Raw genomic sequence first — 22,402 nt, forward strand, 5'->3', positions numbered from 1 at the left:
GCGGTTGGTTAAACGCCGGGGCTCATCCAATCGCTTCGGCCGAGGCGGCCACGGCTACACGGTTGCGGCCCTCGCCCTTGGCGCGATAAAGCGCCTCGTCGACCCGACGCAACAACCCTGTACGTGGCTCGCCCGGGCAGAAGGCCGCCACACCGAGGCTGATCGTGACCCGGCCGGCCTCCGGGAAATCATGCCCCTCCACCCGCGCCCGCATGGTCTCCGCGACCCGCGCGGCATCCGCCTCTTGAGTACCCGGCAGCAGGACCATGAACTCCTCGCCGCCCCAGCGCCCGAGAACGTCGGCATCGCGCAGACGTTCCGCGATCACGCGGGTCACCTCCTGCAGCACGACATCCCCCGCCGCATGGCCAAAGGTGTCGTTGACCCGCTTGAAGTGATCGAGATCGAACATCACCAGGGCAAAAGGCGCCCCGTAGCGCTCGGCACGCGCCAACTCGCGATTGAGCAACGTTTCGAAGTAGTGGCGGTTGGCCACACCGGTCAGGCGATCGTAATAGGCCTGACGCTTCAGCTCCGCATTGGCGCGCTGCAGTTCCAGCTCCACCTGCTTGAGGTCGGTGATATCCACCGCAGTCCCAGCCACTCGGGTCACTCGGCCGTCCGCGTCCAGCACCTGGTAACGGTGTACATGTATCCAGCGTTCAGCACCATCCGATCGGCGCAAGCGGAAGGTATCCTCGACATGAGCCCCCTTCATGGGATCGTTCAGGAACTGACGCTCCACGCGCTCGCGGTCTTCCGGGTGCACGGCTTCCAGCATCGAACGCGGATCGCGGTAGAGGCGGTCACGGCTCTGCCCCCAGATCCGCTCGAAGGCCGGATTCACGTACAAGATCCCGTCTTCGTCCTGTAGCCAGAACACCTCGTTCACGCTGCCCGCCAGCTGGCGGAAGCGCGCCTCGCTCTCGCGCAGGGCTTCTTCTACTGCCTTGCGCTGCGAGAGGTCGCGCAGGATGGTCGACACCTGCCGGATCTCGCCCTGGTCGTCGCGGCGAACAATAATCACCTGTGAAGCCGGGATCTCCCTGCCCTGTCCGTCCAGTATCGCCGTCTCGCCTTCCCAGACCCCGTCGCGCATCGCAATCGGAGCGGCCTCGTTCACGATGCGCTCGGCCGCCCAAGGTGGATGGAACCGCTGGACGGCACTCTCGACCGAGCGGGTTTCGGGCGGCAGCCCCCAGGTATTCCAGCCGTTCTCGGGGGTCCACGGTTCGCCCGTCATGGGCGGCAGACCAAACAGGCGGCGACCGGCGGCGTTCAGGTACTGCATGTCGCCAGCGGGCCCATGCATAGCGACCACGTCGGGCGTATGTTCCAGGATCCCGACCAGACGGCGCTGGTTTTCCTCCAGGGCGCGCCGCTCGGTCACGTCCTGCACAGTTCCCATCAGACGACGTGGCTTGCCGTTGTCATCGCCCTCGACCGTACCGCGCGCATGGACCACTCGTTCCTGCCCATCGGGGCGCAGGATCCGAAAATGAATATCGTAATCGCCGCTTTCCAGTGCTGCCCCTACTGTCTTTGCCACATCGCGCCGGTCCTCGGGATGCACGGCATGCAGAAACCCCACGTAGTTGGCTTCCTGCTCACCCCGCCTGAGGCCGAAGATGCGATAGACCTCGTCCGACCAGCGGGTGCGGTCCTCGTGGATCTCCCAGACCCAGCTGCCCACGTGCGCGATGCGCTGCGCAGCGGCCAGTTCCCGGCCCCGCTCGCGCAGGGCATCTTCCATCGCCACCTGCTCGGTAATGTCGATCATCACACCGTGCCAGACGATGCCTCCATCGGCACGTGCCTCGGGCGTCGCACGACCCTCGACCCAGATCGTCCCGCGCAGCGGGTGGCGAACGCGGAAGCGAACCCGCCAGGGTTCCATGGACCGCGCCGATTCCTCGATGCTGGCCTGGATGCGAGGCAGGTCATCCGCGTGTACCGTTGCAAAGGCCGCGTCCGCGCTGTCCTGAACCAGCCCCGGGCTGAGCCCGAACACGCGCCGTATCCCATCACTGACGAACGGAAACGCGTGCCGCCCATCCGGATACAGGTGGTACTGGTAGATCGCCCCGGGCAGATGGGCGGTGGCCTTGGTCAGTTGAACCTCCCTTTCCGTCCGGGCGGTCTGGTCCTGGAACGACACCACCACACCATCGACCCGACCGGCCGCATCAAACGTCGGCGCCGCAAAGACGCTCACCGGAAAATGGGAGCCATCGGTCCGCACAAAATAGTCGTCCCAGGGTTCATCCGACTGGCCCGCCTCCAGGACCCGCAGGATCGGGCAGGCTTCTTTGGGATAGGGCTCCCCGCCCACCAACGAGTGATGGTTGGTCGAATGCGCATCGCGCCCGAGTGCCTCGGCCTCGTTCTTGAACCCCAGCAGGCGGCAGGCGGCCGGGTTGAGAAAGGTGTAGCGGCCGTAACGATCCAGGCCGAATACGCCTTCCGCCAGACTCGCCAGAAGGTGGTTCTGAAAAGCCTCGGCCGCGCGCACCTCGGTGACGTCCTCGATCACGCCATCGAACACGGGCTCGCCGTCCTCGTCATGGCTGCGATACGCGGTCACGCGCGCCCGAAAGGCCCGACCACGCAGTGTCTGCAGGTCCAGTTCGCGCCCGACCACGCGACCGTGCATCTCCAGATCGCGGCTGAATGCCTCGCGCGCGCCCGGATCGCGATACAGGTCTTGCACCGGGGTTGCGCGCAGCTGCGCCTCGGACTCGGCCTCAAACAGCGCCACCATCGCCGGATTGAGCCAGACAAAGCGGCCTTCCGGCCCGGGCGTGTTGCGATAGACCCCCACCGGAAGGCGTCGGAACACGCCCCCATAAAACTCGAGTTCGCGCTCGTAGCGCCGGGCCTCGGATACATCGTGAATAATCGAGTACAGGTACGTGGTTCCATCCAGGACCACCGGGCCGGAGTACACCTCCACCTCCCGAATCTCGCCGCCGTGGATACGGTGGCGAAACCGGAAGAAACGGCGTTCCTCGTTCTTCGCTCGTTGCATCTCGACCCGCACGTCTTCCGCCGACAGCGTGTTGATGTCGTGGATATACATGCCCTTGAGGGTGTCGGCCGAATAGCCGTAGAAGCTCACCGCGGCGGGGTTGGCATCGACAATCCGGCCATCCGCCGGGTTGATCAGCAGCTTCGGTGCGGTATTGGCGGTAAACGTCTGCTCGTAGACCTGGGCTGCAGAATCGCCCCCGGGCCTGCGCTGAACGGTCACGACGCGCCCATCGTCATCCGGCACCAGCGTCAACGTACAGGAGAGCGAGGCCCCTTCCGGTGCAGCCGGCGCGAGCATGTCCACGCTCAGGGTCACCTCGGATGTGGCCGAACGCTGCAACGCGTCCGCCAGCGATGGCCGCTGTTCGGGCGCGATGCAGTCCACCAGTGCACTGCCCTGCAGATCAGCCGGCGAGCACTCGAGCCACTCAGCCAGGCGGGCATTGACCGTGCAGATGGCACCGGCTGCGTCGAGGCGGGCCAGGCCTACTGCAATGTGCTCGCATTGAATGGGGTCGGCGCCTTCGGTGCTCGCCATTCAGCTCACTCTGCCCGGAGCCCGGGGTCCAATGAAGTAGTCAATCATCCAGCCGCACGACCCGATTGCGCCCGCCCTTCTTGGCCACGTACATGGCCTCGTCCGCTCGCTTCACCCAGTCCCTGATCGACTCACCGGGGCGGCACTCCGCAACCCCCAGACTAATCGTCACAAGGCCCACACAGGGGAATGCCGTAGCAGTGACCTGCTCGCGCAGCTGTTCGGCCACATGCTGGCCACGCTCCGCGTCCGTTCCGGGCAGCAGGACCACAAACTCCTCGCCCCCCCAGCGTCCCAGTACATCCGCCTCGCGCAGACGACCCTTCAGGGCATGCACCAGGAAGCGCAGGACCTCGTCGCCCACCTCGTGGCCGAACGTATCGTTGATACGCTTGAAGTGGTCGATATCCAGCAGCAGTAGCGAGCAGGGATGCGCGTAACGCTGCGCACGGCGCGCCTCCTGATCCAGGAGCGTCTCGAAGTAGCCACGGTTGGCGGCATCGGTCAGCGGGTCGTAGAAAGCCTGGTGCTCCAGGGCGGCCTCGAGTTCTTTCTGCCGCGTGATGTCGTGGAACATCGCGATGTAGTACTCGATCTCGCCCTGATCGTCGTGGATCGCGGTAACGACCTCGTGCAGGGGGAAGATCTCGCCATTCTTGCGGCGATTCCAGATCTCGCCCTGCCAGTGGCCCGTCTCGCGCACCGTGCGGAACATCTCCTGGTAGAAGTCGCGATCCTGGCGCCCGGAATTCAGGATGCGCGGATTTGCCCCCACGGCCTCCTCTTCGGTATATCCCGTGAGCTGCGTGAACGTTGCGTTCACACGCTGGATGGTGCCCTCAACGTCCGTGATGAAGATGGCCTGGCTGGACTCGAAGGTCGCGGCCAGCAGGCGCTGCTCCTGTTCGAGGTGATACTGCTCGGTAATATCCTGCACCGTGCCGACCATGCGCGCGGGCGTGCCGCAGGGGCTGAGCTCCACGGAGGCTAGCTCGCGCACCACGCGCTCTGTACCGTCCGGCCGCAGGATGCGGTGGGTCACATCGAACTGCTCCAGACCAGCCAGGGCTCGGTCTACCGCCGCCTGTACGCGTTCACGGTCCCCCGGGTGGACCGCCTGCATGAACGCCCCATGCGTGCCCTCCCAGCGGGATCGTTCCATCCCGAAGATGCGATAGACCTCGTCCGACCAGCGAATCTCGTGCTTCTGGAAATCACTGATCCAGTTGCCGACATGCGCGATGCTTTGTGCCAGGGCCAGTTCCTGCTCACTTCGGTGCAGAGCATGCTCGGCGCGCACCCGCTGCGTGATGTCCAGGATCACGCCGTGCCAGAGCACACTCCCGTCGTCCAGAGCCTCCGGACTCGCGTGGCCCTCCAGCCAGGTCTCGCCGCGTTCGGGACTCATCACGCGATAGCGCTGCAACCAGGGTTCCAGCGATCGCATCGACGCTTCGATGCTCGCGCGGATGCGTTCCACGTCCTCCGGGTGGATCACGCGGAACACCGCCTCGGCATCGCGCATCGCCTCCTCGGGTGCAATCCCGAATATATCGGTCATCCCCTCGCTAGCGTATGGGTAGCAGCCACGCCCGTCGGGGTGCTGGCGGTACTGGTAAATCACGCCGGGCAGGTTGCGGGCGATCTTTTCCAGGTGTCGCTCGGTCTCGACGCGCGCGCCGATATCCTGAAAAGCACCCACCAGTTCGGTCACCGCACCGGTTGCATCACGAATGGCGGTGATCTGGTCCTCCAGCCACTGCCAGTGGCCGTTGGGCATCCGCTGGCGGTAGTTCAGGCGGCAGAACCCTTGGGCCCCGTCGGACAGCCAGCGCCGCACCTGACTGACGCAGCGGCCATAGTCCTCCGGGGCGATGTGGGTTGTCAGCCAGTCCGGGTTCGAGCTGATCTGCTCCGGGGCCCAACCGGTCACCGAGACCGAGTTGCGGCTGAGCCAGGTCATGGTGCCGAGGTTGTGCGGATCCATGGTGTAGATCACCGCGGGGCTGGCATGCAACAGGCTGTCCATGCGCTGCTCGGCCTGCTTGCGCGTATCGATATCGGCAACAGCCGCCAGTAGCGCCTCCGGGCTATCAATCGTCGCGGGGATACGGCTGATACTGATCTCGACCCAGCGGGCAAGGCCTGTGGCGTCCACCAGGCGAACCTCGACCTGGCAGTTGGGGCAGCCACCGTCAAGCAGACCGCGGCGTCGCGCCTCGCAGGGCTCGACATCCTCGGGGAGCAGGCGCTCGCGCAACCATCCCCCGACCAGATCCCCAGGGTCGCAGGCCAGCATCTCCCCCAGACGCGGGTTCGCGCGCAGGATGCGCCCCTCCGTGTCCATCTCGGCCAGCCCAACCGGGGCATGCTCGAACAGCGCGGCGTAGCCGTGGGCCGCACAAATCTCCGTCATTCCTAGTCCTTGCCCGTCTCGAAAAGGCCTGCCTGGCCTTTCCTCCCCCTGGCGGGAGTATCCACGGACCCGTTAATGAATCCTTATAGTCGGTCTAAACCCTACCACAGGGGTCGGAATTTTTCGTATACCCCCGCAAGAATCGAGAAGTACAGCACGCAAAAAAAAGCCCCCGGGAAACCGGGGGCCCTGACAGCACAACCGAACGTGACCGGATTAACCGCTGGTTCCCGTACGCGGGGCCGGCTCGCCTTCATCCGTACTCGGCTCCTGGTACACCACGTCCAGCGCCTTGGCCGCGGCCACCTCGTTGAAGCGGCGGTTGGGCAGGTTGTGCGGCGACGCCTTGATGGTGTCGATGTCGCGACCGGCCTCTTCCAGGATCGCAACCATCGCCTCGACGAAGCCGTCCAGCGTCTCCTTCGACTCGGTCTCGGTCGGCTCGACCAGCAGGCACTCCGGCACCAGCAGCGGGAAGTAGGTGGTCGGCGCGTGGTAGCCGTGGTCCAGCAGGCGCTTGGCGACGTCGCCGGCCGTCAGGCCCAGTTCCTTCGCCTGCTTCTTCAGCGTGACGATGAACTCGTGCGTCGCACGGCGCTCGGGATAGGCCAGGTCGAAGCCGGCGCTTTCCAGTTCGCGCGCCAGGTAGTTGGCGTTCAGCGTGGCGAACTCGGACACGCGCTGCATGCCCTCGCGGCCCAGCATGCGCATGTAGACATAGGCGCGCAGCAGCACGCCGGCGTTGCCGGCAAACGCGGACAGCCGGCCGATGGTCTCGGGGTAGTCCGTCTCTGTGGCGAAACGGTAACCGCCCTCGCCGTCCTCGACCACGTGCGGCACCGGCATGTACGGCAGCAGGCGCTCGCCAACGCCCACAGCACCGGAACCCGGGCCACCCCCGCCGTGCGGCGTGGAGAAAGTCTTGTGCAGGTTCATGTGGATCACGTCGAAGCCCATGTCGCCCGGACGCACCTTGCCTAGGATCGCGTTCAGGTTGGCGCCGTCGTAGTACAGCAGGCCGCCGGCGTCGTGCACGATCTTCGCGATCTCGGAGATGCGGCGCTCGAACACGCCCACGGTAGACGGGTTGGTCAGCATGATCCCGGCGGTCTGCGGGCCCACGGCCTCTTTCAGTGCCTCCAGGTCGACGTCTCCCATGGCGTCCGTCGGGATCTCGCGCACCTCGTAGCCGCACATGATCGCCGTGGCCGGATTGGTGCCGTGTGCGGCATCCGGAACGATGATCTCGCGGCGGTCGCTGTCGCCGCGCGCATCGTGATAGGCGCGGATCATCGCCACGCCGGTGAACTCGCCCTGCGCGCCGGCCATCGGGGCCAGCGAAACGGCCTTCATGCCGGTCACGTCCTTCAGCATCTCCTGCAGCTCGAACATGGTGTGCAGGAAGCCCTGGCTGTGGCTGGCCGGGGCATGCGGGTGCCGGTTCAGGAAGCCGGGCAGCATGGCCAGGCTGTTACAGGCGCGCGGGTTGTACTTCATCGTGCACGAGCCCAGCGGGTAGAACTCGGTGTCTATGGAGAAGTTCTTTTGCGACAACCGCGTGTAGTGACGCACCACATCCAGCTCCGAGGCCGCAGGCAGGCCGGGGGCCGATTTGCGCTGCAGGTTCGCGGGGATGGCAGTCGTGGCATGCGCACGAGGCGCCTGCGCCACGGCCGAGCGACCGGCACGCGAACGTTCGAAGATCAGATGGTTTTCCGTGGTGTTCATAGCGGTTTCTCGCTTCAGGAATTCGTTGGAGGCGGCCGGGCCAGGAGGCCCGGCCGCCAATGGCCCGTGTTTTATTGCGTCGGGCTCAGATCGGCCCGGTCATCCAGGCCCTTGAAGATGGCGTCGTAGTCCGGCTCGTCGCCGATCTCGGAAACGAGCTCCGCGTGCATCACCAGATTGTCGGTGTCCAGCAGCACAACGCCGCGGGCGGTGATGCCCTCCAGCGGGCCGTCCTGGATCAGCACGCCGTAGTCCTTGGCGAAATTTCGATCGCGCATCATCGACAGCACGGTCACACGCTCGAGGTTCTCGGCGGCGCAGAAGCGGCCCATCGCGAACGGCAGGTCGGCGGAGACCACCAGGATCTCCAGATCCGGGCGCTGCTTGACCATGTCCTCGAACTTCTTGGTGGACTCGGCACAGACCGGGGTGTCCAGACTGGGCACGATCGAGATCAGCTTGCGCTTGTCGCCAAAGTGGGCGAGCGAGACGTCCTCGAGGTCCTTGGTCGTCAGCTTGAAATCCGGGGCCGGCGAGCCGACGTGCGGCAGGTCGCCGTTGGTATGGATCGGATTACCCTTCAGTTTGACTTCGGCCATGGCGTGCCTCCTCAGGCTTGTGGTGTATGGCGCGTCGGGTGCGGCCTGCGTCAGGCGGCCTTCGCCTGCTCGCAGGTCGTCACATACTGCTCGAGATCGGCATCCGTCTTGGTCTCGGTCGCGCAGGCCAGTACGCAGCCGTCGAGCTGGGCGTAGTCGCGGCCCAGCTGGTATCCGGCCAGCACGCCGGCGTCGGCCATCGCCTGCACGCGGTCCGCCGCGTTTCCGCCGAAGTCCAGGGCGACCTCGTGGAAGTACTCGCCGGTAAAGCGCGGCTTGATGCCCTTGGCCGCGAGCTTCTCCACCAGCGCGTGGGTGTTGGCGTAGCAGGCCTCGGCCACGCGGGTCAGGCCCTCGTCACCCAGCATGGACATGTGGATCGTCGCGGCGGTGACCACCAGGCCCTGGTTGGTGCAGATGTTCGAAGTGGCCTTGGAGCGGCGGATGTGCTGCTCGCGGGCCTGCAGTGTCAGCACGTAGCCCGGCTTGCCGTCGGCATCCTCGGCGCGGCCGACGATACGCCCCGGCATCTGCCGGATGTGCTTCTTGCGCGTAGTCATGAAGCCGAAGTACGGCCCGCCGGAGGACAGCGGGGCCCCCAGCGGCTGGCCCTCGCCCACCACGATATCGACGCCGTTCTCGCCCCACTCACCCGGCGGCTTCAGCAGTGCCAGCGAGACCGGGTTTACCACAGCGATCACCGGGACCTCGCGCTGCTCGGCCCAGCCGGTGAGCGCGTCGACATCTTCCAGGATGCCGAAGAAGTTCGGCTGGCTGATGATCATCGCGGTCACGTCGTCGTCCGCGAACGGCGCCAGCGCCTCGACCGGCGTCTGGCCGGAGGTCTCGTCGAACGGAATCTCGACCAGCTCGATGCCCTGGTTACCGATCAGGGTGTGGATCACGCGGCGATAATCCGGATGCAGCGCGCCTGGCACGAGGATCTTCTTGCTCTTCGAGCGGCGGTTCACGCGCACCGCCATCAGCACGGCCTCGGCCAGTGCGGAGGCGCCGTCGTACAGCGAGGCGTTGGAGGCCTCCATACCGGTCAGGCGGCTGATCATCGTCTGGTACTCGTAGATCAGCTGCAGCGTGCCCTGGCTGGCCTCCGCCTGGTACGGCGTGTAGGCACTGTAGAACTCGCCACGCGTGGCGATCTGCCATACGGCCGCCGGGATATGGTGCTCGTAGGCCCCGGCGCCGATGAAATTGGACGCCATGCCGTCCCGCGCCGCACGCTCCTGCATCAGACGCGAGATCGCCATCTCGTTCAGTCCCTCGGGGACCTTTTCGAGCGCCGGCGCGCGCAGTTCTTTCGGGATCTCGTCGAACAGATCCTCGATGGAATCGGCGCCGATGCGGTCGAGCATCGAGCGGATGTCTTCTTCGGTATGCGGGATAAAGGGCATGTCGTACTCGCTTTCGCTACTGCGAAGTTCGGATCGGGCCCCGGGCCGGATGCCCGGGGCGCCTTCTCGCTCCAGCCAGGCCGGCTCCGTCAGGAACCGCCCCACCGGGAACGTCGAATCAGGATTCGGCCTCGACGTGCGCCGCGTAGGCGTCGGCGTCCATCAGGGCGTCGAGCTGGCTCGCGTCGGAGGGCTTCATCTTGAACAGCCAGCCCTCGTCGAACGGCGACTCGTTGACCTTCTCGGGGCTGTCGGCCAGCTCTTCGTTGGCCTCGGTCACCTCGCCAGACAGCGGGGCGTACACGTCCGAGGCGGCTTTGACCGACTCGACCGTCGCGCAGGCGGAACCGGCCTCCACCGAGGCGCCCGCCTCCGGGGCCTCCACGAACACCAGATCGCCCAGCAGTTCCTGCGCGTGATCGGTAATGCCGATGGTCACGCTGCCGTCGGCCTCCTGGCGCACCCACTCGTGGCTCTTGGTGTACTTCAGATCCTTCGGTGCTTCGCTCATGACGTCTTCCTTTTTCGTTTGGATCCCGCCTGCGCAGTGTAGTCTGTGGCAAGCGGCATGAGGCAATAAAATCGCTAGCGATTCAGTTCGATCTGTGGCTCGCCGTTACGCACGAATACGGGCTTGACCACCCGCACCGGCAGCATGCGCCCGCGGATGTCGGCCTGCAGTTCCTCGGCGTCCACCGCGGCCGGGATGCGCGCAAACGCAACCGACACGCCCAGGCTCGGCGAGAAGCTGCCGGAGGTCACCACGCCGTCGCCGGCCGCGGTCTCGATACGGGTGCCGCCGCGCAGCACGCCGCGACCCTCGAGCACCAGCCCGACCATGCGCTCCGGCACACCCTCGGCCTTCCACTGTTCGATGGCCTTGCGGCCGATGAAGTCGCGCTCGGCGTCCTTCAGGGCGATGGTCCAGCCGAGGTTCGCGGTCAGCGGATTGGTCTGGTCGTCCATGTCCGTGCCGTAGAGGTTCATGCCGGCCTCCAGGCGCAGCGTGTCCCGCGCGCCCAGGCCGATCGGGTTCACGCCGGCGTCCTTCAACTGCTCCCAGAAGCCTTCGGCCTGCTCCGCCGGCAGAATCACCTCGAAGCCGTCCTCGCCGGTGTAGCCGGTTCGGGCGACAAACCAGGAATCGTTCCAGACGGCGGAGAAGGGCTTGAGATCGCCGGCCTTGCGCAGGTCCTCCGGCAGCAGCGGCAGCGTCTTCTGCACGGCCTGCGGGCCCTGGATCGCGATCAGCGCGAACTCCGGGCGCGGCTCGACGTTCACGTCGAAGCCCTTCGCCACCTGCTGCATGTGGGCGATATCACCCTCGGCGGTCGCGGCATTGACCACGGCGCGGTAGCTGGTGCCCCCGGTCCAGTAGATGATCAGGTCGTCGATCACGCCGCCGGACTCGTTCAGCATGCAGCTGTACAGGGCGCGGCCCTCGGTCTTCAGCTTGGCGACGTCATTGGCCAGCAGGTAGCGCAGGAAGGCCTGCGCCTGCGGGCCGTGGATGTCGACGACCTGCATGTGCGAGACGTCGAACATGCCGGCCCCGGCGCGCACCATCTTGTGCTCCTCCATCTGGGAGCCGTAGTGCAGCGGCATCTCCCAGCCGGCGAAATCGACCAGCTTGGCCCCGGCGCGCTGGTGCGCGGCGTGAAGCGGCGTTTTCTTCAGACTCATCGTTTGTCGCCTTGCATCCATATTCATGAGACGGACCGTCTGCCGGCCCGATGCGTCCCCTACGTATACGCGGGGCATAAAAAAAGGGCGGCCAGCAGGGTCTACCTGCCAGCCGCCCCTCTGTCCTGAAACCTGAGAGTTTGCGCCGTGCCAGCGATTGCTCGCTGCAGGGCCGCCCCCTTCGGTGGACCGTTGCCGGCCGCTCTCCAGAGTGTGTCTTCTGCACCGTTCCGGTCCGGTAGCCTGAGCGATTCCGGGCGGATGTTGCGCCTTCGGCGTCTGCCAATCGACTTGCGATCGCAGATCTCTTCCAGAACGGTGTGCGGGCATTGTCGGGCACCCGCAGACGAAACTAATTGTACACCCAAATACCTCCTTCGCGAAAGCCCGGACGGGTGGCGGCGACTTTTCGGCGGCGGGCTTGTGACCCACCTGAACCTCAGGGGCACTGCCACCGCAAACCTCGCAAGGACAGTGCTGGAGCCCGCGCCAGCGCTACAGCGCCAGGTCGATCGCCAGGAGCGCGACGAAGCCGACCAGCACGCCGACAGTCGCCTGGGCCTCGTGCCCCTTGCGGTGCGATTCGGGGATTATCTCGTGGCTGATCACGAACAGCATTGCCCCCGCCGCGAAGGCCAGCCCCCAGGGCAGCAAGAATTCCATCAGCGTGATCGCGCCGGCCCCGATCAGCCCGCCGATCGGCTGCACCAGCCCGGTCAGCAGGGTCACGCCGAACGCGGCCCACTTGCTGTAGCCCAGCGAGAGGAGCGCAATCGCCACCACCAGCCCTTCCGGGATGTTCTGCAGACCGATCGCAATCGCCAGGGTGATGCCGTCACTGACATCGTCGCCGCCGAAGCCGACCCCGACGGCCAGACCCTCCGGCAGGTTGTGCAGCGCGATCGCGAAGATAAACAGCCAGACTCGCCGGATCTTCGCGGGGTCGGCCCCGCTTTGCGGACCAATATGGAAGTGCTCGTGCGGGACCAGCTTGTGCAGCGCCAGCAACGCCCCGCCGCCGAGGGCCATACCCACCGACAGCACCAGGATCGCCATGCCGACACCACCGTACTGAACCTCCGCATGTTCCACCGAAGGCAGCACCAGTTCGAAGGCAGTGGCCGAGAGCATGACCCCGGCCCCGAAGCCCATCATCGCGTCCTCGACCGACTGGCTGATCCGGCGCAGGAAAAAGATCGGAATCGCGCCCACAGCCGTCATCAGACCGGCAACAAAGCTCGCCAGCAGACCGATCTGCAGGGTGCTCATGTCCGCGATACGCCCTTCCAGGGTCGGCCAGATCACGCTGACCAGCCAGATGAACGCCGCCAGTACGATCAGTGATCCGACCAGAAAAATCCGCGGAACGGGCTTGGCCGAATCCTCGGTGTTCTGGTCAATCTGCTCCTGTCGATCCTGCGTCATAGTCATTCCCTGAGACCCATTCCCTTCGCTGTTGAGAAGGCGCGATTTCAACCCGGTTCCCGCCTGTTTTCTATTGCGGTGTTCGAGATTGCCTATCGTCAACGCGGAAAAGGCGCGGTACATTCGCCCGGAGCGCCCCCTGCATGCCCGGCAAAAGGACCTTCGCGATGCTCGATACCCTCGACCAGTTCCTCGGTGATACCGCCAGCCTCCTGTGGGGCAACCCGATCACGCTGATCCTGCTGCTGGGCACAGGACTCTACCTGACCATCCGTCTGGGACTGGTGCAGGTCGTCGCCTTCCGCCAGGGTTGGCGAGCGCTGCGCGGAACCGACGGGCGTGCCGGTGGCGCTGGCCAGATCTCGCCATTCCAGGCCCTGTCCACAGCCCTGTCCGGCACCATCGGAACCGGGAACATCGCCGGCGTCGCCACGGCCATTGCCCTCGGTGGCCCCGGGGCACTCTTCTGGATGTGGGTGACTGCGTTCTTCGGCATGGCGACCAAGTTCGCCGAGACCACGCTCGCCGTGCGCTACCGCGAGGTGGGGCCGGACGGCACCATCGCCGGCGGCCCGATGTTCACCCTGCTGCACGGCCTGAACATGAAGAAGATGGCGATCCTGTTCGCCGCCTTCACCCTGATCGCCTCGTTCGGCATCGGCAACATGGTGCAGGCGAACTCGGTGGTCGACGGTCTGACGTTCATGGTCCCGAACCTGCGGGCGGATGACGACATCATGGGCTGGATGGCCCTGATCATCGGCCTGACGATGGCCGTGCTCGTTGCGCTGGTGATCATTGGCGGGGTCAAGCGCATTGCGATGATCGCGTCCGCCATCGTGCCGTTCATGGCCGTGGTGTACATGATCGGTGCGTTCATCGTGATCGTCGCCAACATCGAGGCCGTGCCGGCCGCAGTGGCCACCATCCTGAACCTCGCGCTGAACCCCTGGGCAGCCGGCGGCGGCGCGATCGGGCTGGCCATCCAGTACGGCGTGGCACGCGGCATGTTCTCGAACGAAGCGGGCCTGGGCTCCTCGGCCATGGCCCACGCCGCGGCCAAGAACGGCGATCCGCCCCGCGAAGGCTCGGTGGCCATGCTCGAGCCGTTCATCGACACCATCGTGGTCTGCACCTTGACCGGCCTGGCGATCGTGGTCACCGGCGCCTACATCGACCGCGCCGACGACGTGGTCGGCGCCTCGCTGACCGCCACCGCCTTCAGCAGCGCGCTCGGTCCGTTCGGCGCGATGGTCGTCGGCTTCAGCCTGATGCTGTTTGCCTTCTCGACGATGATCGCCTGGTCCTACTATGGCGACCGCTCGGCCTACTTCCTGTTCGGCGACCGCGCGGTGATGCCCTATCGAATCGCGTTCGTGATCCTGATCGTGATCGGGGCCACCATCCCGCTGGGCATGGTCTGGAACTTCTCCGACATCGCCAACATCCTGATGGCCGCGCCCAACCTGATCGCGCTGATCCTGCTGGCCGGGCTGGTGAAGAAGCTGCGCGACGACTATGTGGCCGGCCGCCCAATGCCCGATCGCCATGACGGCTGAGCACGAGCACCAGCATGCGCCGCATGACCCGTTCGCCCAGGGCCCGGCACGGCCGGACGCGGCCATGCTGGTGCGCGAGGTCGAGATGGCGCTGGCCGAGGACCTGGGCCCCAACGCCCTGACCGGCGACATCACCGCGGCACTGGTACCGGAGGAACGCGTCGCGCGCGCCACCCTGCTGCTGAAAGAGCCCGGCGTGCTGTGTGGCCAGGCGTGGTTCGACCGCGTGTTTGCGAGCCTCGCACCCGAGATCCGTATCGACTGGCTCGTCGCCGAGGGCACTGCCCTTGAACCGGACGGAGCGCAGCCCGTCGCCACGCTCGAGGGCCCAGCCCGCGCCGTACTGGCCGCCGAGCGCGCCGCGCTCAACCTGCTGCAGACGCTGTCCGGGACCGCCACCGAGACCGCCCGTTGGGTCGCCCGCCTGGGCGATGCCCACAGCCGCATCCTCGACACCCGCAAGACACTGCCGGGCCTGCGTCACGGGCAGAAATACGCCGTGCGCATCGGCGGCGGCTACAACCATCGCCTGGGGCTGTGGGATGCCGTATTGATCAAGGAGAACCACATCGCCGCTTGTGGCTCGATCGCGGCCGCCGTGGAGCGCGCCCGCGCGCTCGGAGCCGGGCGCTGGGTGGAAGTGGAAACCGAGAACCTGGACGAAGTCGACCAGGCCTTGGCCGCGGGCGCCGACGTGATCATGCTGGACGAACTCTCGCGGGGCGACCTCGCCACCGCTGTGCGGCGCATCCGGGGGCGGGCCATCTCCGAGGCCTCGGGCGGAGTCACGCCGGACAGCCTCGCCGAGATCGCGGCCACCGGTGTCGACTACATCTCGGTTGGCGCGCTGACCAAGCACGTCCGCGCTATCGACTTCTCCCTGCGCCTCGACTCGTAACCGCTTCGCGTTAAGCCTCGCTGCGAGCCGATATCCAGCCGCATACGCCGTTGTGGCTGGCCCTGGTTCGTCTTCGAGTGTTTACGGGGGTTTTGTCCGGCCGCCTGCCTTGTTGAGGCTGGCCCTGGTTCGTCGTCGGTGTTTACGTGCCTTCGGTCCGCATACTGCCAGGCGCTGTCTCGGCAGCGCGCCCCGAGGTACTTTCTTGCTTGCCCAAGAAAGTACCCAAAGAAGGGCACCCGGATTCCGCCCGGGGACCTTGCTCCAGGGCCCTCGGGCCGGCGGCGCTGAAACTCGCTGCGCCTTCGGCTTCGCTCAGACAGTCAGCGCCTCTCTTCCGTCCCGAGGACCCTTCCGCAAGGGGCTTCATACGGGGGGATAAGGTCAAGACAACGGCTGGCCTGACGTTCGTGCCAATGGATGGAGGCAAGGTGTCCCGACATCTTGGGCACGCTCGGCCTGCGGCCATGGCGTGCCGCGCCCGCCAGCGGGCGCCGGAGCCCATCGTAGGATGCGGATGAGCGCAGCGAATCGCATCAGGGCTGCCCCGGCGTTGGGATGGTGCGTTTCGCTGCGCTCAACGCACCCTACGGCGTAAGGGATAGCCAGAAGCGCTGGAACACGACTGGTTTTGACCTTCCCTCCCGATATGAGCCCCTTGTGGAGGGCGTGACAGGCCGGAGAAAAGGCGCTGACTGTTTGAGCGAAGCGACAGCGTAGCGAGTTTCAGCGCCGCCGGCCTGGCGCGCCCGGAGCAAGGTTCCTGGGCGAATCCCGGGCGTGTTTCTTGGTTACTTCTTTGCACGAGCAAAGAAGTCCGTTTTTGATCAACAACGGGCGCGGCGCGCTGGCGAAACAGCGCATGGCAGGCGGCAAGACGAAGCCACCGTAAACACCGGATGCCGAACCAGGCCCAGCCTCAACGACCGCAGCTAGTCGAGCACGGCACATCAAGACCAGGGTCCGACAGAACGAGCGTGGGCTAGCGGGTGTCGTCGTCGGAGTCGGGGGCGGGCTCGAGGCGGAGCTGGCCATTGGCGTCGTCCTCGGGCGGTGCCAGGGTGAAGCCCGCGTCGGAGGCGACGTCCGCCAGGTCGCGGATCGCATCCAGCGGCGGCAGCTCCTCCAGCCGCTTCAGGCCCAGGTCGTCGAGGAACGTCCGCGTCGTCGCATACAGCGCAGGCCGACCGGGCACCTCCTTGTGCCCCACCACCCGCACCCATTCGCGCTCCTGCAAGGTACGCATGATCCCGGAACTAACCGCCACGCCGCGTACCGCCTCGATCTCGGCGCGCGTCACCGGCTGGCGATAGGCAATGATCGCGAGCGTCTCCAGCAGCGCGCGGGACAGCCGCGCGGGGCGTTCGGGCTGCGCCGCCTGGACCGTGGCCGAGAAGCGGGCCCGCACCCGGAAGCGGTAGCCGCCAGCGGTGCGCACCAGCTCGATGGCGCGATCCGAATAGCGCTCCTGCAGCCGGCCAATCGCCTGGTCCAGGGTCGGCTGATCGATCTCGCCAAGGTCCTCGCAGGCGGCCTTCAGGTCGCGCGGCGCGACCGGCTCGGCGGCGGCAAAGAGGACCGCCTCGATCGCGAGTTCGATGGCACCGAGCGTGTCGGTGTCGATCTCGGTGGCGGCTTGCGGGGCCTCAGGGCTGGTGACGTCGTTCATGCATCCTCCGGGTCCGGCCGGCCACCCCGACGGCGCAGGCGAATCGGGCTGTAGGGTTCGCTCTGGCCCCACTCCACCAGGCCGGACTTGGTCAGCTCCAGCACGGCGAGAAACGAAACCACCACGCCCTGGCGCCCTTCAGAGGCGAGCAGGAGCGTGACGAAGTCGGTAAAGCGCTCCGGGTGCAGGACCTCGAGGATACTGCTCATGCGCTCGCGCACCGACAACTGCTCGGTGGAGATGTGATGGTGTGCGGAGAGGCTGGCCCGATGCATCACGGCGGCCAGGGCCTCCATCAACTCGTCCATCGTGGGGGCCGGGGGTGGCGGCCCCTCCAGTGCCTCGACGCTGGCAGCGGCGGCGTACACGTCGCGGTCCATGCGCGGGATCTCGTCCAGCCGTTCGGCCGCGGTCTTGAACTGTTCGTATTCCTGCAGCTGCCGGATCAGCGCCATGCGCGGATCCGTGTCCTCGTCCGCGTCAGCCTGCACCGGGCGCGGGAGCAGCATGCGCGACTTGATCTCGGCAAGCAGCGCCGCCATCACCAGATACTCGCCGGCCAGCTCCAGGCGCAGCGCGCGCATGACCTCGATATACGCCATGTACTGACGGGTGATCTCGGCGATCGGGATGGCGAGGATGTCGAGGTTCTGCCGGCGGATCAGGTACAGCAACAGGTCCAACGGGCCCTCGAACGATTCGAGGAAGACCTCCAGTGCATCCGGGGGGATATACAGATCGGCCGGCAGCTCGGCCACCGGCTCGCCATGCACGCGATAGACAAACTCGCCTTCCGCTCCGGTCTCGACCGTCGCGGAGTTCTCCAGGTCCGTCAGCTCATCGCGCGGGTCCATGGCTCATCTCGGTGGGAGCTTCCCGAATGGGGTCATCGCAGGTAATCCAGGCCCATCACGCGGCGTACCTCTTCCAGGGTCTCGCGCGCCTCTTCGCGCGCGGCCTCGGAGCCCTCGACGATGATCGAGCGCACCAGGGCCGGGTCCTCGGCATACTCCTTGGCGCGCTGCTGGATCGGCTCCAGTTCCGCCTGCACCTCTTCGATCAGCGGGCGCTTGCAGTCGATGCACCCAATCCCGGCCGAGGTGCAGCCCTCGTGCAGCTCGGCACGCCTGGCCTCGTCGGTATAGACCAGGTGCAGGTCCCAGACCGGACACTTCTCCGGCGTGCCGGGATCAGTACGGCGCACGCGCGCCGGGTCGGTCGGCATGGTGCGGATCAGTTTTTCCACCTCGGCCGGCTCGGTGCGCAGGCTGATGGTGTTGCCATAGCTCTTGGACATCTTGCGCCCGTCCAGCCCCGGCATCTTCGCAGTGGGCGTGAGCTTGGCCTGGGGCTCCGGCAGGATGATCTTGCCACCACCTTCAAGGTAGCCGAACAGGCGTTCACGATCCCCCAGCGAGATGTTCTGCTGCGACTCGAGCATGGCCCGGGCCACTTCCAGCGCCTCGTCCTCGCCGTGCTCCTGGAAACGCTTGCGCAGGTCGCGGTAACGCTTGGCGGCCTTTTTGCCCATCTTGTCGACCGCGGCCTCGGCCTTCTCCGCAAACCCCGGCTCGCGGCCATAGAGATGGTTGAAGCGGCGCGCGATCTCGCGCGTGACTTCCAGATGCGATACCTGATCCTCGCCAACCGGGACCATGCCGGCGCGGTAGGCGAGCACATCCGCGCTCTGCAGCACGGGGTACCCCAGAAAGCCGTAGGTCGCCAGATCCTTCTCGCGCAGCTGTTCCTGCTGGTCCTTGTACGTGGGCACGCGCTCCAGCCAGCCGAGCGGGGTAATCATCGACAGCAGCAGGTGCAGCTCCGCATGCTCCGGCACGCGCGACTGCACGAACAGCGTGGCGGAGCCGGGACTCACCCCGGCCGCCAGCCAGTCGATCACCATCTCGGTGACATGCTGTTGCAGATCACCCGGGTCTTCGTAGTGCGTGGTCAGCGCGTGCCAGTCGGCGACGAAGAAGAAGCACTCGTAGTTGTGCTGCAGCTCGATCCAGTTTTTCAGGACGCCGTGATAATGGCCCAGATGCAGGTGCCCGGTCGGGCGCATGCCCGAGATCACGCGCTGGTTCGTTCCCTGGTTGCTGGTCACGAGTGGTTCCTTCTCCGTTATTCGTGGGGTTCGTTGGGCACGATTCAGAACATACCGCCCGACAAGGCAAACAGCATGCCCAACAGGGCCGCCGTACGATCGCGTTCGTTCACGTACACCCGACCGTCTTCCATATTCAGGTGCCCGCGCCAGAGCTCGGCATCGGCGTCGCGCTGCAGCCAGCCCTGCGCCGCCAGGGCATGGAGACGCTCGTCCAGCTCCGCGTCGGGATAGGCCGCGTCGAACTCGCGGACCCATTCCAGCCCGAGCCGCAGCTCGCTGTCCAGTACCAGGGTCTCCAGTGGCCGGGTGCGGAAGCCGCGCGCATCACCGCGCAGGCCCAGTTCGGTCTCCAGGGCCACCTGATGCGCGGGGGATTTGTTGAACGAGGCCTTCAGCTCGACCGCCGGCCGATGCTCGATCATGCGTTCGATCGCATCGGTGATCACCGACCCGCCGAGCGCCAGACGCTGCCCGCGTTCGAGGTCACGCTCCTGCAACACCTCCAGGTCCTGGATCATCTGCAGCAGTGCCGGGCGATCCCAGCGCAGCATCGCAAACTGGAGATCGACAGTCTCGAGTTCCAGCACGTCGGCGTCCGCCTCGCGCAGGCGGACCTCGTCGATCTCCAGGCGCAGGCGGCTGTCCAGGCGATCGTTATTGGTCTTCTGGAAGGCATTCACCCGCGGCCGGGTCAGCTCCATCTCGCCCTGCTCGTCGCGAAAGCGCAGCTGCGCGGCCGCCAGGCCGCCCTCGTAATCGGGCAGGCGGCCGTAGATACCATCCTCGTCTGGTTCGAACACGGTCGCAAAACGGCCCTGCTCCACTCGCAGCTCCGCCTCGTCGTCATGCAGACGCAGTGCGGGCAGGTCCAGGCTCAGCAGCAGCTGCTCCGCCGACCAGGCAAAGCGCCCCTGGCCCGCATCCAGCTCGAGCCACAACGGCCCTTCGCCATCAACACGGTCGGCCACATCCGGGACCTCCATCAGGTCCAGCGTCAGGGGCTCGAACTGCACACGCGTGGTCAGACGACCCCCCATGCCGGCGTGCGTCTGCACGACCAGATCGAGCTCGTGCAGCAGATGGGCCGCGAGCGAGCCCTCCGGGGCCTCGAGGGCACCCAGGTCCACGTTCGATTCGCCGCGGGCGCCGAGCACGCCGTGGCGTACCCGATGTTCCAGCGGAATGACCAGTTCGGTCTCGCCGTCGTTGAGCGTCAGCTCGCTTCGAGCGGTCGCGGTGCGATAGCTGCGCCGGTATTCGACCATCTCGTGGCGCAGATCCACCTCGCCGATGCGTGCCTGCTGGGCCTCGGTCACGTTGCGCTCGACCTGCCCACCGACAAACACCGGCCAGGCGGCGACCACGATCAGCAACACCAGTAGCAGCACGATCCATTTACGCATCACGCATCTCCCCGGGCCTCCATGCCCCTGCTATTCCTCAAGAAACGCCACGTCGCCGACACCGTGACGGATGATCTCCGGTACGTCACCGGTCAGGTCGATCACGCTCGTCGGCTCCAGGGTGCCGGCCCCGCCATCGACGACTTCGTCCACGACCTTTGACAGCCGCTCGTCGATCACCCAGGGCTCGCTCAGCGGCAGATCCTCGCCCGGCAGTTGCAGCGTCGCGGTCATCAGCGGCGATCCCAGTTCCTCCAGCAGCGCCGAGACGATGCGGCTGTCCGGAACGCGCAGGCCAATGGTGCGCCGCTTGGGGTGCTGCAGGCGGCGCGGCACCTCGCGCGTGGCCGGCAGGATGAAGGTATAGGGCCCGGGCGTCAGGCCTTTCATCAGGCGAAAGGCCGTGTTGTCGACCTTGGCATAGACGCCAAGCTCCGAGAGATCCCGGCACAGCAGCGTGAGGTGATGGGTCTCGTCGACCTGGCGAATGCGGCGGATACGGTCGGCGCCGGCCTTGTCGCCCGGCAAACAGGCCAGGGCATAGCAGGCATCGGTCGGGATCGCGATCACGGTGCCCTCGTGCAGCCGATCCAGGACCTGCCGGACCAACCGGGGCTGCGGGTTTTCGGGGTGTATCGCGATCATGAAGTCGGGCCACTGATGACAAGGCGCGCAGTGTAGCGCATGGTGGGCGCCGCTTATAAGGCGGTCTGGCTGCGTTAGAATTTACGTCCCAACCCACGGAGACGCCGATCAATGCTCTACATGATCCAGGGCCAGGACGCGCCCGACTCGCTGGATGCCCGCCTCGCCGCGCGGCCGGAACACGTCGCCCGCCTGCAGGCGCTGCACGACGCCGGTCGCCTGGTCCTGGCCGGTCCGCTGCCGGCGATTGACAGCAACGACCCGGGCCCCGCCGGGTTCACCGGCAGCCTGATCGTGGCCGAGTTTCCGTCGCTGGAGGCCGCCCACGACTGGGCCGACGCCGACCCCTATGTCGCCGCGGGGGTCTATACCTCGGTGGACGTTCGTCCTTTCAAGCAGGTGTTTTGATCATGCGTACCCGTCCCGCCGCGCTCGTTGCCACTCTCGCCCTCGCGGGCCTTCTGGCCGCCTGCGGGAATGGCGACGAGGGTCTGCCGCTGCCCGACGAAGAGGCTAGCGAGCTCGACACGGTCATCACCGATACCGATGACGAGGACACGGTCGCCATCGTTAACGATCGCGCGATCACCCGCGCCGACCTGTTCACCTATGCCGGCATGGACGAGGATCCGGGGTTGGCCACGCAGGGCGAAGGCGTGCTGGACGAGGTCATCAGCCTGGAGCTGCTACGCCAGGAGGCGTTGAAGCGCGGGCTGGGCGACGACCCCGAGATCCAGCGCATCCTGAAGATGGTCGAGACCAATCTGCTGGCTTCGATGCTGATGGAGCGCATCGCCGAGGAGCTCGAGATCAGCGAAGAGGACGTGGAAGCGGAATACGAGCGCCAGGTCGAATACCTGCGCGGCACGGAGTACCGCGCGCGTCACATCCTGGTCGAGGACGAAGACAGCGCGCGCGAGCTGCTGGCACAACTGGACGACGGGGCCGATTTTGCGGAGCTGGCCGAGGAGCACTCCATCGACCCGGGATCCGCCGCCCGGGGCGGGGACCTGGGCTGGTTCACGCCCGATGGCATGGTGCCGGAATTCGCCGCCGCCACCGAGGCCCTGGAACCCGGCGAGACCACCGACGCGCCCGTGCAGTCACAGTTCGGCTGGCACCTGATCCGTCTGGACGACACCCGCGAGGTGGAAGTCCCGCCGCTGGACGAGGTGCGCGCCGAGATCATCGAGATCCTGGAAAGCCGCGCCATTCAGGAAAAGCTGGAGGCCCTGCGCGCCGAGGCGACGATCGAGATCCCGAACCGGCCGGAGAACTGATTCGGCCCGT

17 protein-coding genes and 2 riboswitches are annotated in these 22,402 nt (G+C 66.3%); of the genes, 4 read left to right on the forward strand and 13 right to left on the reverse strand.

Annotated features, from left to right (window positions below):
- Nucleotides 1-22: 22 nt before the first annotated feature.
- The 8 genes from F467_RS0110505 to F467_RS0110540 all read right to left on the reverse strand — a co-directional run bounded on the left by F467_RS0110505 (nucleotide 23) and on the right by F467_RS0110540 (nucleotide 12,828).
- Entirely contained in the window at nucleotides 23-3,568 is a 3,546-nt protein-coding gene (locus F467_RS0110505; RefSeq protein ID WP_018137936.1) for a PAS domain S-box protein, read from the reverse strand.
- A gap of 40 nt (nucleotides 3,569-3,608) precedes the next feature.
- A complete protein-coding gene (locus F467_RS0110510) occupies nucleotides 3,609-5,984 on the reverse strand; it encodes a PAS domain S-box protein (RefSeq protein WP_018137937.1) in 2,376 nt (791 codons plus the stop codon).
- 216 nt (nucleotides 5,985-6,200) lie between these two features.
- The gene (gene gcvPB / locus F467_RS0110515) at nucleotides 6,201-7,712 is read right to left on the reverse strand and encodes an aminomethyl-transferring glycine dehydrogenase subunit GcvPB (protein WP_018137938.1); all 1,512 of its coding nucleotides are present in this window, start codon (nucleotides 7,710-7,712) and stop codon (nucleotides 6,201-6,203) included.
- A 71-nt stretch (nucleotides 7,713-7,783) separates the two neighbouring features.
- Complete coding sequence (tpx, locus tag F467_RS0110520) at nucleotides 7,784-8,311, reverse strand: thiol peroxidase (protein WP_018137939.1); 528 nt, start codon at nucleotides 8,309-8,311, stop codon at nucleotides 7,784-7,786.
- A 50-nt stretch (nucleotides 8,312-8,361) separates the two neighbouring features.
- Nucleotides 8,362-9,720, reverse strand: a complete 1,359-nt coding sequence (gcvPA, locus tag F467_RS0110525) for an aminomethyl-transferring glycine dehydrogenase subunit GcvPA (protein WP_026182177.1) — start codon at nucleotides 9,718-9,720, stop codon at nucleotides 8,362-8,364.
- 118 nt (nucleotides 9,721-9,838) lie between these two features.
- Entirely contained in the window at nucleotides 9,839-10,231 is a 393-nt protein-coding gene (gcvH, locus tag F467_RS0110530; RefSeq protein ID WP_018137941.1) for a glycine cleavage system protein GcvH, read from the reverse strand.
- A 74-nt stretch (nucleotides 10,232-10,305) separates the two neighbouring features.
- Nucleotides 10,306-11,403: a glycine cleavage system aminomethyltransferase GcvT gene (gcvT, locus tag F467_RS0110535; RefSeq protein ID WP_018137942.1), complete on the reverse strand. Its 1,098-nt coding sequence runs from the start codon at nucleotides 11,401-11,403 to the stop codon at nucleotides 10,306-10,308.
- Between the two features lie 110 nt (nucleotides 11,404-11,513).
- Nucleotides 11,514-11,623, reverse strand: a riboswitch (glycine riboswitch).
- Between the two features lies 1 nt (nucleotide 11,624).
- Nucleotides 11,625-11,726, reverse strand: a riboswitch (glycine riboswitch).
- Between the two features lie 172 nt (nucleotides 11,727-11,898).
- Entirely contained in the window at nucleotides 11,899-12,828 is a 930-nt protein-coding gene (locus F467_RS0110540) for a ZIP family metal transporter (protein WP_018137943.1), read from the reverse strand.
- Nucleotides 12,829-12,995: 167 nt separating this feature from the next.
- On the opposite strand from F467_RS0110540, the gene F467_RS0110545 reads away from it, so the two are divergent.
- Both F467_RS0110545 and nadC read left to right on the forward strand, forming a co-directional pair.
- On the forward strand, nucleotides 12,996-14,387 hold the full coding sequence (locus F467_RS0110545) for a sodium:alanine symporter family protein (RefSeq protein WP_018137944.1): 1,392 nt from the start codon (nucleotides 12,996-12,998) through the stop codon (nucleotides 14,385-14,387).
- Nucleotides 14,377-15,285, forward strand: coding sequence for a carboxylating nicotinate-nucleotide diphosphorylase (gene nadC / locus F467_RS0110550; RefSeq protein ID WP_018137945.1), 909 nt, complete (start codon nucleotides 14,377-14,379; stop codon nucleotides 15,283-15,285). Before F467_RS0110545 ends, nadC begins: the two co-directional genes overlap by 11 nt.
- A gap of 982 nt (nucleotides 15,286-16,267) precedes the next feature.
- Here nadC and scpB read toward each other — a convergent pair.
- The 5 genes from scpB to F467_RS0110575 are packed head-to-tail and all read right to left on the reverse strand — an operon-like array spanning nucleotide 16,268 to nucleotide 21,112.
- The gene (gene scpB, locus F467_RS0110555) at nucleotides 16,268-16,954 is read right to left on the reverse strand and encodes an SMC-Scp complex subunit ScpB (RefSeq protein WP_018137767.1); all 687 of its coding nucleotides are present in this window, start codon (nucleotides 16,952-16,954) and stop codon (nucleotides 16,268-16,270) included.
- A complete protein-coding gene (locus tag F467_RS0110560) occupies nucleotides 16,951-17,808 on the reverse strand; it encodes a ScpA family protein (protein ID WP_018137766.1) in 858 nt (285 codons plus the stop codon). The genes scpB and F467_RS0110560 overlap by 4 nt, the downstream gene beginning before the upstream one ends.
- Before the next feature lie 32 nt (nucleotides 17,809-17,840).
- Nucleotides 17,841-19,061, reverse strand: coding sequence for a tryptophan--tRNA ligase (locus F467_RS0110565; protein WP_018137765.1), 1,221 nt, complete (start codon nucleotides 19,059-19,061; stop codon nucleotides 17,841-17,843).
- A gap of 44 nt (nucleotides 19,062-19,105) precedes the next feature.
- Nucleotides 19,106-20,467 (reverse strand): DUF945 family protein, encoded by a 1,362-nt coding sequence (locus F467_RS0110570; protein WP_018137764.1) that lies wholly within the window; start codon nucleotides 20,465-20,467, stop codon nucleotides 19,106-19,108.
- Between the two features lie 30 nt (nucleotides 20,468-20,497).
- Entirely contained in the window at nucleotides 20,498-21,112 is a 615-nt protein-coding gene (locus tag F467_RS0110575; protein ID WP_012983095.1) for an L-threonylcarbamoyladenylate synthase, read from the reverse strand.
- 111 nt (nucleotides 21,113-21,223) lie between these two features.
- On the opposite strand from F467_RS0110575, the gene F467_RS0110580 reads away from it, so the two are divergent.
- On the forward strand, nucleotides 21,224-21,520 hold the full coding sequence (locus F467_RS0110580) for a YciI family protein (RefSeq protein WP_012983096.1): 297 nt from the start codon (nucleotides 21,224-21,226) through the stop codon (nucleotides 21,518-21,520).
- A gap of 2 nt (nucleotides 21,521-21,522) precedes the next feature.
- Nucleotides 21,523-22,392: a peptidylprolyl isomerase gene (locus F467_RS0110585; RefSeq protein ID WP_012983097.1), complete on the forward strand. Its 870-nt coding sequence runs from the start codon at nucleotides 21,523-21,525 to the stop codon at nucleotides 22,390-22,392.
- The last annotated feature ends 10 nt before the right edge of the window (nucleotides 22,393-22,402 follow it).

Origin of the sequence: Thioalkalivibrio sp. ALJ12 (assembly GCF_000378305.1) — a bacterium.
GTDB lineage: Bacteria > Pseudomonadota > Gammaproteobacteria > Ectothiorhodospirales > Ectothiorhodospiraceae > Thioalkalivibrio.